The organism is Paenibacillus humicus NBRC 102415 (genome assembly GCF_004000905.1).
Classification (GTDB): Bacteria; Bacillota; Bacilli; order Paenibacillales; family Paenibacillaceae; genus Paenibacillus_O; species Paenibacillus_O humicus.
The window spans coordinates 15,702-27,349 of record NZ_BIMD01000060.1 but is presented as its reverse complement, the minus strand read 5'-3'; the positions used below and the strand labels follow the sequence as shown (position 1 = coordinate 27,349).

Below are 11,648 nucleotides of genomic sequence, written 5' to 3'. Positions count from 1 at the left end.
CAGGCCGCGCGCGCCAGCTCGGCCGCTCCGCCCGGCGCTGCAGCCGGAGCTGCAGGCCAGTCCGCCTCCCAGCGGACTACCTGCCGCTGTGGAGCCGGCTCCGTTTCTCCGCGTTGGCGTTCCGCTTCGGCTGCGCATCCTGCCAGCATCTCCGCAGCCTGCCGGCGACCGATGCTCCTCAAACCGGTTTCTTCCCACAGCTCCGCAGCCCGGACGGCCGTATCCAGCGGAAGTTTGCCGCATGCCAGCACTTCCTCGGCACCAGGACGAGCATCCTCTCCAGCGGCGCTGCAAGCCTCCTTCCTCCACTTCGCGTTCAGCAACCACAGCCGATCGATCTCCGGAACGATGGTCAAACCCGCCTGCCAATTCCCCGACAACGATCGGCTGATGTATACCGCTGCCTCCATATGCTCATCCTCCCTCACGGAACCGCATGCCCGGGCAGGAGGACGCAAAAAAAGCACACCCCTGCGGCTCGCCGCCGACGGGTGTGCTTCACCTGTTCCGCTCTTAAATAAATACAGCCCTAGTATAACCGAGCTTGCGCCGATTGGCTATTCAATCTTTCTGCGTCTCGACAGCGCAGGCTCCATTCCTTCTCAGAACGGCAGCTTGAACCAATCCTCGGGAAGATCCAGATCCACCAGCACAGGCTGATCCTGCTCCCTTACGATTCCATGGCTGCGCAGGCTCCACAACAGCCTGTCGCGTCCACCTTTTTCGGAGTCCTCGAGGGATCGGCGCTTCGAGGAGGCCGAGGCACCGCCGCTTCCCTGCCATGCCGCCCCAGGCTCGCCAGCTTTGCTTCCCGTCCATGCCGATTCAAGCTCATCCGCTTCGCTACCCGTCCATGCCGATTCAAGCCCGCCAGCTTCGTTTTCCACCCAACCCGCTCCAAGCTCATCCGCTTCGCTTATCCATGCCGATCCATGCTCACTCGCTTCGCTTCCGACCGTTCCCATCCGACCTCTCTCCGATTCGGATTCCGATTGTTCTCCCGCTCTCTCACGAATGTTCCCGCTGTCCATGTCGGAAACGGTCACCAGCCGAATCCCGTCTCCGAAACGCGTAGCGATATAGGCGGTATCATCTGTCGATCCTCGATCCCACACGGTAATCCGGACAGAAGTTCCCGTCAGCTTGGAAAACCGGTGAAGCGAACGGATGCATCCTTCCAGCCGCAATTCATCGTTCCGGGTCATCAGAATGTAATGCTTATCGGCACGGGGAACCTTGGCCATGACGTAAGAAGCCATATGAACCGCTGCCGCCGCAACGCCGTAACAACCAATGACGCCGAGCAAAATGTCTATCATGGGCCGCTTCTCCTCTCACGCGGCATCGAAGCCCTCGAACCCGGCCGGCCTAGCGTCATGGCCGCGCCCGCGGAACGGCTCGAAGGGGGAATGCCGTGACGGATACTGTACCATATGCCTTTTTCGCTCTGGGCGTTACGGCGGCCGGCATGCATCGGCGATAAAAAAGAAGTTCAGGAGAATATGCGGATCGAGTTCATTCCACTTAGCGGAGGTACAGGTATATTCGTTCCTAATGACGGGGGTATGTTCTACATGACGGGTTTATGGAAAATGTTCCTGCATGACGAGGTGCGGGTGCAATTCGTTCAAGCTTGAGGATGCCATACAAGAAACTCTTTCCGGCCTAATGAGTTTGTCTTTTGTCTTTTGTCTTTTGTCTTTTGTCTTTTGTCTTTTGTCTTTTGTCTTTTGCCTTTTGCCTTTTGTCTTTTGTCTTTTGCCTTTCGTCTCTCCCTCCGCCTGCAAAGCGAACAAGCCAAAACCCCCGGAGAGACATCTCCGGGGGTTTTGGCTTGTTATGTACCGTCCAGGCTTCGCAGGCTTTAGAGAGTCACCCATCCGTATTTGATGGAGTTGATGACAGCCTGGGTGCGATCGTCCACTTCCATCTTCTGCAGAATGCTGGATACATGGTTTTTGACCGTCTTTTCGCTGATGAACAGGAATTCGCCGATCATCTTGTTGCTCTTGCCCTCCGCCATGAGGCGAAGCACTTCCGCTTCGCGCCGCGTAAGCGGATTGTTCTCGCCGGCGACGAACTTCACGCCCGTCTCGCGGCTTGCAGCCGCTCCGGAGTTCGCGCCCATCTCATCGAGGTAAGTCATGCGGCGCAGCTGGTTGATCAGCTTGCCAGTCACCTTGGGATGAATGTAAGCATGTCCCTGCACCACCGAACGGATCGCATTGATCAGCGACTCCGCCTCCATGTCCTTCAGAAGATACCCCGACGCGCCCTTGCGCAGAGTTTCGAACACGTAGCTCTCGTCGTCATGAAGCGAGAGGATGATGACCTTGATATGCGGAAACATGTCCCGGAGCCGCTCCGTTGCCACAACCCCGTTCTCGATCGGCATATTGATGTCCATAAGCACGACTTCCGGCTGGTGTTGATTGCAGAACTCCAGAACCTGAATTCCGTCGCTGCATTCCCCGATCACTTCCAGGTCCTCTTCCATGTTCAGGATGCGCTTCAAGCCTTCCCGGAAAAGCTGGTGATCGTCGGCAATCAGCAATTTGATCTTGCGCTTGCCTCCTGCTGCCTTCAGGTCCATACGCTATGTTACTCCTTTCTTTGATCCACGCCTGTAGGGATATGAATCGTTATCCTGGTGCCTTGGCCGCTGGCGGACTCAAGCTCCATTCTTCCCTCAAGTAGCTCCACTCGCTCCCGCATTCCCATCAATCCGAAATGCTGGTTGATCTTGGCCCTCGATTGAATCAGCTCCGTGTCGAATCCGCTCCCGTTGTCCTGTACCGAAATCTTCACCATTTGCGACTGATAGGTCAGCTCCAGCGAGACAAAGCTCGCGCTCGCATGCTTCAGCGCATTCGTGAACGCCTCCTGGACCAAACGGTAGATGCCTGCCTCCATCGCGGAGGGAAGCCGGATTTCGCGGCCGATTGTCTCGAACACCGTATGAATTCGCGTTTTTTCCTCAAAATCCTGCACATACTTACGCAAAGTGGGAACAAGTCCTAAATCATCTAATGCCATAGGTCGCAAATTGAATATTATCTTCCGAATTTCTTCCAATCCGGAGCGAACCTGTGCCTTTAAGTCTACTAATTCGTGCTGGACCATTTGGAATTCCTGCTTGGCGAGCATTCTTTCTGCAATTTCCGTCCTAAGCACTAGATTCGCGAGCGACTGCGCCGGACCGTCGTGGATCTCGCGCGCGATCCGCTTGCGCTCCTCCTCCTGGGCCAAAATGATTTTGAGCCCGATCAGCTGGCGGTTTTTGGCCGATTCCAGAATACGTGTCACTTGCGTCAGATCTCCGGCAAGGTATTCGAGCACGACATTGATCTGGGAATGGATCGTCTCCGCTCTCTCCACCGAATTCTCGACGTTTTTGACCCGCTTCTGCAGATCGTCCCTGCGCGCCTTGAGATAGGTTTCCTTCTCGCGGAAGACCATCAGCTCCAGCTGCAGGCTGGTAGCCTTCTCATAGGCGTTCTTGATGTCTTCTTCCTTATAGCGAACGAAATCCCGGCTTACCTCCGTAAGCCGAATACGCGCAAGGCGGTACTCCATTTCCAGCTTGTCGACCTTGTCGATCGTCTGGATCGTTTCCTGGAGCACCTGATTCAGCTCCTGTTCGAGCGTGACCAGTTCCTTGCGCGCGGATTCGCAAATTTCATAGATTTGGTATTTGCTTTCTTCCATGACTTGAATCGCGTTTTTAATAACGCGGTCGATGTCCACAATCCGGTGATCCACAGTCATCACGGCTGCCTTTCTGATGCTGGAGATTCCTGCCGCTCCATTCGTTTCAAGCCGCACCGTCCGCCGCCAACCAGCGACAGCGGGCAAATGCGAGGAAACGAGAAGAAGGTATCTATGAAAGATACCTTCCTTCTCTTCATTATGAAAGGGACAGGTCCCCTCTATCATACCACAGCAGGCGTGCTGGGATTTGTATCATTCGACGGTAATCCTTTTGGTTGTTCCGTCCCATTTTACCGTTAGGCCCATCTGCTCAGATACGAGGCGGATGGGGACTAAAGTCCTGCCGTTCTGTTCGATCGGCGCGGTATCAACGGCCACTCGCTTGCCGTTCGATACGAGCTCCTTGCTGCCGATTACCATTTCCAGCAGCTGGCCTCCCCGCAGCACGGATACGCGTTTTGCGGCCGCTTCGTAGTTCACCGTGCTGCCGAGCGAGCTGGCGACAAAGCGGAGCGGGAGATACGTGGTACCGTCCTTGATGTAAGGAGCGGAGTCCAGAGCCGTCGTTTTGCCGTCCACCATGGCGGTCTTGCTGCCGGCCTTCATCTCGATCTTCACGGAGGCCGGAGCCGGCAGCGCTGCCGGGGCATCCGCCTTCACATTGTCAAAGGCCATCTGTCCGCTCGCGGCGCGCTCGTCGGCGCCTTCCTTTAAGCTTGCAATATACAAGCGAGTCAGCTTGACCGGATACTTGACGGCTTTTCCGGATTCGGCGAGATTCACCTTCAATGTTCTCCAGCCGCTCCAATCGACCGTCTTGGCCAGCGTGAGCAGATGAGTCGCCCCTGCGGCATCCGTCAGCTCCGCCCTCGCCCAGTTGAGGCTCGCATCGCCATAGACGTCGACGCTGATGCCCGAAGGCGTGCCCGCGATCGGAACGCCGCCGCTGCCCATCATCGCGTACGCGGCTCTCGTATCCGTCGTGCCTGCGGAGAAATCATAGGACAAGGACAGCGCGTTGGTCGCATTGGAGGCATCGAGTCCGCTCAGGAGGGACGTGCTGCCGGTGACGCCTGCCGTAGAGGAGAACGATGCCGCCGGAGATGCCGCATCGAAGTCGGCGACTACGCTGCTGCCGCCGCTTTTCGCGAACGGAAGCACGGCGGAGAAGCCGTCGTAGCGGGCGATGGCGTATCCGATGGCCGCTCCGCCCGCGACGGACTGAACGGTCAGCTTCTCGCCGTCGCGGGCTGCCGCAAGCCCTTGGAATTCCCATTTTACGGATTCCGGCGGAACGGTATATTTCTGCCCGCTGCGCAGCGTAACCGTCACAGGCACGGATACCGTCGCGCCGGCCTCCAGCGAAGCCTGGGCGCTGCCGATGCTCATAGCGGCGATGTCGTCCGCTCCCACCACCGTCACAGGAAGCGTATCCTCAGCCGAGCCCGACTTCACGGTAATGCTGCCTTGTCCCGCCTTCGTCGGGGTGAAGGCGTTGCCGTTCCAGCTGCCGCCGATTTTGGACGAGCTCCACTTGGCGCTGAGGCCGCCCGGCTCCATCGGGTTGTAGTATTGATCGTAGGCTTTCAGCGAATAGGTGCTGGACTGGCCCAGAAAGAGCACTCCGGAGCCGCTTGCCTTGATGCCCTTGATCGCGCCTTGAGGAGCGATGCTGAAGACGCCCAGCCCGTTGGAAACCTGACGCATCGTCGTGCCGTACTCCGTCGGATGGGCAAGCTGCAGGCCGAAGTCGCCGAGCGGACGCGCGACCATCGTCGTCGAGCCGCCGCCGTCCAGATTGACTCCTTTGTAAACGCCGATGCTGACCATCGCCTGCTGGAGCTCCGCAAGCGTCAGGCCCGAGCTGCTGCCGTTCGTCTCCGACGTGATGATGAAGACGGATTTGCCGTCGGCGGAATAACCGAGTGCCGTGCGGGAGCGAGCGGAGGTGCCGCTGATCGACGAGACGCTTCGCGAGAACGTCGCCGCCTTGCCCCCGTCCACGAGAATCGTATGCCCGCCGACCATCATCTCGAAGCTGGCCGGGTCGGCTTGCTGCTGGGTCGTCAGGGACTGAAGGGAGTAGTTCGCGTTCACCGCCGTGCCCGGCTGCAAGTGATCGCGCACGAATGCGGCCGCCTTGCCATGCGCACGCAAAATGTACCCGTCAGCCGGCGGCTTGGAGGAGAAGGCGGCGCCTTCCGATATCTGCTGCACGACTCCGTTCTGGACGAGCACCTCCGTAGGCGTCGCATAGCTCGCTCCGGCCGGACGGTCTGCATCCATCCAGGCGCTCGTATACATGAACAGCGAATCGGAATGGGAATTCGTCTTGGCCGGATACTCCGTCGTATAGGAGGACTGGTTGAGTCCCGCCAGCGTGAACGTGGAGCCGTCGGCGGCTGTGACGCTTCCCTGGAACTGGTAGCGGTCGATGACCGGCTTCTTGTCCTTGGTGACGCCGAACATGTACATGCCCGTCAGCTGCATCGGGCTCGTCAGCAGGCTGCCGCTGAGAATCTCCGCGCCCATCGGGGCCCCGTCCGTGGAAGAGGTCTGGAAGTAGTCGGCATTGACGCCGGCAACGGCTCCGGAATTTTTGGCCATGCTCATGACGCTGCCGCGGTCGGTGACGACGCCCTGAGTATTGTTGATGGCGTTCAGCTTGACGTATGGATTACTAAGATCGACCTTGATGACGTGGATATTGGCCTGCACCGCTTTGCCGCTGCGCGTGCCCTTCCACAGATAGTCGATGCGCTGGGCGCCGGAGGTGACCATCTCCTGGTTCGTGACCGTCAGCTTCGCAGCGCTTTCGGCCGCATGGGCGACGGATGGAGACAAAATGGACGGAGCGCCCGGCAGCGCAGGCGCAAGCGCCAGCAGCGGCTGCACGATGAGGGCAGCGCCGAGCACGGTAACGAGCATCCTGCGGCCGCCGCCGAGCGGGCGAGGATGCTTATATGTAGGGGCCGAAGGGGCATGGACAGCCGTTTGATTCTTTTCTTTGGACATAAAGATTGCAACTCTCCTATCTGGATGGCACTCATTCTGCGTTTCTGAAACTCTGTCAGTACGAATGAATAGACTTCCAGAATGGGAAAAAGTTACGACCAAAGAGGGTCTGATAGAATAGTCCTTTCAGCCTTTCGACAATGATTGACTTTTTCTATGTTAATAATCTCTTAGAATGGAAGGAAGGACCTATCGTTTCCTCCCTGCGATCTAGTAGGGCTGCTTGAATAAAGACCATGTCCGCGGCATGCTCCTTTCCTGCTTTCAATCGTTTCCGGGCAAAAAAAAAGAAGCCGCCCGGCCGCATCCGCGATGCCGGCAGGACAGCTCCCGTTCTTTCTACACGTCGATCATTCCGAGGTACAGCAGCATTCTCTTGATCATGACGGCCGCCTCTGCGCGGGTCGCCTGCCCCAGCGGAGCGAACGCGGTGGCGGTCTGCCCGTTCGCGATGCCCGCAAAGACGGCTTTGGCCGCATACGGCTGCGCCCAGGCGCTGATCTTGCCCTTATCCTTGAATTTCGCCAGGTAAGAGGCATTGTCCTTGGCCGGGATGATCTTCATCTCGGAGGCTTCGATGGCGCGAACCATCATCGCCGCCATCTCCTGACGGGAGATGGCCGCGTTGGGACGGAATTGCCCTCCGCTCCCTTGTACGATGCCGGCAGCCGAAGCCGCTCCGACATAAGAAGCAGTCGCCGATCCGGACGAGACGTCGCTATAGGCCGAAGCCGAGGCGCGGTCGCCTTTGAGGCCGAGGGCCCTGGCGATGTATTCCGCGAATTCCGCCCTGGTAATGTTGGCTTTGGGCATGAAGGAATTGGCGCTTCTGCCCCTCACGATTGATTTGGAAGCCAGAGCGGCGATATCGTTCTTCGCCCAATGTCCGTTCACGTCGCTGAGCACGGGGGTGCCTCTCACGACGACGAAGACGCCGCCGGACTTGTGCTTGAACGTCACGGACAGCCCGCTGATCCGGGTCGGCACATAGCTCAGCATGGCCGTTTCATCGTCGAGGAACACCGTGGACGCAGATGCCGGCACCAGGCTTGAGGCCGTCTGCAAGGTCGTGGAGGCATAACGGCTTAGACCGTTCAGCTTCTTCCGGTCGGCCGAAGTCGCCGACGTCCCGATGACCGATATGTCGAGGCCGATGACGCTGGAGGCTGCCTGCAGGCCTCCCTTGGTGACGGCGTTCTGCAACCCCCCCGCCAAAGTCGCTGGATTCTCGTCGATCGACAGCATGAGATAGCCGGTAGGACCTCCTGCATTGAGCAGGGAGGCCGTTCTGGCGAAGTCGATTCCTTGGAGAGGAATCACCGTGGAGATGCCATTGTACTGCAGCTCGAAGGAGGCTGTCGCCGAAGCGGCGAGCACCTGCTGCAGAGCGAGGATCGGCAAGGCGACTATGCCCGCCTTCTGGCCGTCCGGCACCTTGAAGATGACTTTATCCGTACCCGAACCCGCACTGCGAGCTTTCTGATAAGCGAGAATCAGGCTGTCGCTCAGTACCGAATAACGGCTGGCCGCCCTTCCGGCCGGGGATACGTCCTGAGTGACCGTAACATCCGTCAAGGTCAGCTGGCCTGCAACTGCCGGCTGCGAGCCCGAGCCGGATGAGGCTCCACCTTGCTGGCCTGTAGCATTGGTTGCGGATGCCAGCAAAAGCGATGCGGCGCTGTCCCCTCCTATCTGTCTCAGCGGGTTGTAAGTCGGCGGCGTGTAGGTCACGGTTACAGCCTGTCCCGAAGTCACCGCGCGGCTGAGCTTCAGAATAACCGACGAACCGGCGATGCTTACGCTGTTCACAGGAACGAGCACGCCGTCCGCACGGATGGAATACTGGCTAGGAGCCGGCGCGGATGCCGGGTCCAAAGCTCCGGAGTAAACAAGCGTCAGCGTGTCTCCGTTCGCCATGCCGGAAAGATAGGTCGGAGTCGTGCTTGCCGTGAACATCGATGCCGGCACGCCGCTGAAGGAGTCCGCTTCGTTTCCAGCCAGATCCGCCAAGGCTGGACTGCCCTTGGAGTAGCTGACGGTAAGGCCGACGGATGCATTCAGGCTGCCGCTCAGCTTGAGTGTCACCTTGCTGCCTTCAATGCTTACTCCTGAGACCCCGATGGAAGACGTCCCGTTCATGACGGTGAAGCGGCTGGAGGAAGGCACCTTTGCGGTATGGAGGCCTTCGTTGTAATTGAGCGTAACGGTATTTCCTCCTGCGATGATGCTGCCGAGCACCGGCTTCGTCGTATCGAGCATGTTCTGGACATAATAGGTGCTGAATGCCCCAAGCGGATTGCCCGCTTGGTCGACAACGGGAGCCGTGCCCGGGGAGTAGTTGACGTATGCGCTCCCTCCGCTCGTGGACGGGCTGCTCAAGCGAAGCAGAAGGGTCGACCCCGATGCGGTCGCTTCCGTCAGCTGAACATAGGAGCCGTTGACGTAAAGGCCGAATTGGGACAGGGCTCCCGACTGCAAGGCCTGGACCGGCTTGCTGAGCTGGAGGGTGACGTAGCTTCCGTTCAGAACGCCGCTCGTCACCTTGGGCAGCGAGGAAGTCTCGTCATATTGGATCTCCTTGCCGGTAAAGCCCGACGCGCGTACACCCGACAGGCTGCGGAGCGCGGGCATGCCTTCTCCCGGAACGGAATAAGAGACCGTTATTTTCTGGCCGCTGAGCACCGGGGACCGCAAAATAAGCGTTGCCGTGCTGCCGCTTACTTCGACTCCTGCGAGCTCGCGGGCCGCAGGCGAATCATTGACGGTGACATAGAAGCTGGCCGGATAAGGAATCGAACCGCTGTCAAGCTCCATGCCGAAGACCAGCTGAATCCTGGTCGAGCTGGCGGCTGCCAAGCTGCTCAACGAAGGCGTGCCGCTGCCGCTCGCCATCGTCGTGAATTTCCACTGGTATTCGTTCAGAATGCCGCTAAAACCGTTGCCGGCCAAGTCAGTCACGCTGTTCACCCCGAGCTCCACATACAGCTGCGTCGATCCTGGCAGCGCGGCATCCGGTTTAAGTAGAAGCGCATTGGCATTATCCGGCGCGATGGAAAGGGAAGCCGGGTAAGTCTGGGTGGAGCTGCCGCTCCGGTGAAGCAAAGCTTTGGCGCCCGGCGCCAGCCGGATGGCTTCGTTGAATACGAGTCTAAGCGGCGAGACCGTCGACACGGACGTCGCTCCGCTCACCGGAAGCATGGATACAATAGAAGGCGGCGTTGAATCCCTATTGACCGTGAAGGGCCATGCGCCGCTTCCGCTCATTCCCGCATATCGGTTGCCGCTCTCGTCCAGGAAGGCCTGATTGCCGATCTCGACATAATACTTGGTCCCTTCGGAAAAGAGGATGCCCGGATTGATCGTGATGACGTTGCTTCCGAACCCGTTCAGCAGCTCCGAAGTAACCGGAATCGTCGCCGCTGCCGCACCGCTTCCCGCATTCCTTATCGTCACATAACCGGTTCCCGGGAATACGTTCTTGTCGAATGTAATCCGGAGCTTGCCGTCCAGCGCCCCCAGAATGCCTCCAGCGGCCGGCTCCAGCTTGGCCATGGCAGGCGGCTGCCCTGCGGATGGACGGGTCGTGAACGTCCATTCCGCCGCGCTGCCGATGCCTGCGAACAGCATGTCTCCGCTGCGGAAGGCTCCCGGATCGACAAGCACATAGTATGCCGTGCTTCCAGCCAGCTGCCTGTCCAAACCTGTTTCGACCGTCCCGTCCGGCTTGTATGTCATTCCCGATGTATTGAGGCTAGTGACGGTGACGTTGTCCGCGACTCGTTTCACCGTCATGTACTTCGGCGAATTCGGCGTGCTTCCGGACGTTACCGTCTTGTCGAACTTCAATCTCAAGCCCGTATCCAGCGCAACGCCTGCGGATCCGGACGAAGGCTGCTTATCCACGATGCCGACCGGAGAGCTTCCCGTCGTGAAGCTCCATGAGTAGGCTGGACTCTTGTTGCCTGCGGCATCCTGCACCCAGCCTGCCGGAACCTCGATCCGGTATTCTTGTCCCGGAACGAGAACGGATGCGGGAACGATCGTCAGCGACTGGCTTCCGCCGCCCGTGACGGCCGGGGACACTGCGCTGACGGCCAAGGCATCGCCTGTCGTCCGGTTGACCAGCTGCAGCGAGCCTTCCGAAGGGTAGACGACTTCACCGTAGTTCAGCTGCAGCGTAGAGAATACCGGCACGCTTCCGCCTTGCGGAGAGGCGGACACAACGTCGGGAGCGGTTGTATCCGGCTCCGCCGCACTGAAATTCCACTCCGACGCGCTCGATATTCCGACGAACGGAGCCCCGTTCGATGCATTGGCGAACACTCCTGCATCCAGCAGCACATAATAGGATTCGCCTGAAGCAAACGGCTTATCCGGCTGGATCGAAACCCGGGTGCCTTCCACCTGGACTCTTCTGTCGTCGGCAGTGAACCTCGCCCATTCCGTGTTGTCGGACACTTTGCGAATGCTAATGCCTGCGCTTCCGCTTCCTTTCACGACCGCCTCGTCGAAGGTCATCAGCAACCTCGAGTTGGCAGGCACCCGTACCGCGTCGTCCGCCGGCAGCTTGGCCGACAGCAGCGGCCCTCCCGCTGCGGCAGCGGCTTGCCTTACCCATCCTCCTGCAGGCAGACAGGCGTTTGCAAGCATGAGCAAAGCCGCTGCGCCAATCATGATCGTTCTGCTTTTTCTTCCAGCCAACTGAATTCACTCCCCGATTTGTAACCCATTGTAGTTACTTTGTCGGTATCCAAATAAGGAATGTTTAGAATTCGCTGGAAGTTGGCATCCTATGGGCAACCATCTTCTATGTCCGTGTTCGGGGTCCTAAGCGGCTCAAGCAGGTTGAGCATTCATGAACGGAGCGAGTATTTGAACGCAAAAAACCCCCGCTCAGGCTGAGCGGAGGTTATCGGAAACAC

The 11,648-nt window shown here is 58.8% G+C and carries 6 protein-coding genes; all 6 read right to left on the bottom strand.

Going from position 1 to position 11,648, the window contains the following annotated elements; genetic code table 11:
- Window positions 1-410 (bottom strand): hypothetical protein (locus tag PHU01S_RS23060; RefSeq protein ID WP_164763169.1); only part of this gene is annotated, 410 nt, incomplete at its 3' end.
- Between the two features lie 192 nt (window positions 411-602).
- Window positions 603-1,319 (bottom strand): hypothetical protein, encoded by a 717-nt coding sequence (locus PHU01S_RS23055; protein ID WP_049868365.1) that lies wholly within the window; start codon window positions 1,317-1,319, stop codon window positions 603-605.
- Between the two features lie 545 nt (window positions 1,320-1,864).
- Window positions 1,865-2,593 carry a response regulator gene (locus PHU01S_RS23045; protein ID WP_021880897.1) on the bottom strand — a complete coding sequence of 243 codons (729 nt, stop codon included), beginning with the start codon at window positions 2,591-2,593 and terminating at the stop codon, window positions 1,865-1,867.
- 8 nt (window positions 2,594-2,601) lie between these two features.
- Window positions 2,602-3,768, bottom strand: coding sequence for a sensor histidine kinase (locus PHU01S_RS23040; protein ID WP_127510149.1), 1,167 nt, complete (start codon window positions 3,766-3,768; stop codon window positions 2,602-2,604).
- Between the two features lie 195 nt (window positions 3,769-3,963).
- Window positions 3,964-6,726: a stalk domain-containing protein gene (locus PHU01S_RS23035; protein WP_083436419.1), complete on the bottom strand. Its 2,763-nt coding sequence runs from the start codon at window positions 6,724-6,726 to the stop codon at window positions 3,964-3,966.
- 339 nt (window positions 6,727-7,065) lie between these two features.
- Complete coding sequence (locus PHU01S_RS23030) at window positions 7,066-11,427, bottom strand: Ig-like domain-containing protein (protein WP_049868366.1); 4,362 nt, start codon at window positions 11,425-11,427, stop codon at window positions 7,066-7,068.
- Window positions 11,428-11,648 lie beyond the last annotated feature (221 nt).

Excerpts from the sequence above, each read along its gene's own strand:
- PHU01S_RS23055 (WP_049868365.1), bottom strand. The coding sequence starts at position 1,319 with ATGATAGACATTTTGCTCGGCGTCATTGGTTGTTACGGCGTTGCGGCG.
- PHU01S_RS23045 (WP_021880897.1), bottom strand. The coding sequence starts at position 2,593 with ATGGACCTGAAGGCAGCAGGAGGCAAGCGCAAGATCAAATTGCTGATT.
- PHU01S_RS23040 (WP_127510149.1), bottom strand. The coding sequence starts at position 3,768 with ATGACTGTGGATCACCGGATTGTGGACATCGACCGCGTTATTAAAAAC.
- PHU01S_RS23035 (WP_083436419.1), bottom strand. The coding sequence starts at position 6,726 with ATGTCCAAAGAAAAGAATCAAACGGCTGTCCATGCCCCTTCGGCCCCT.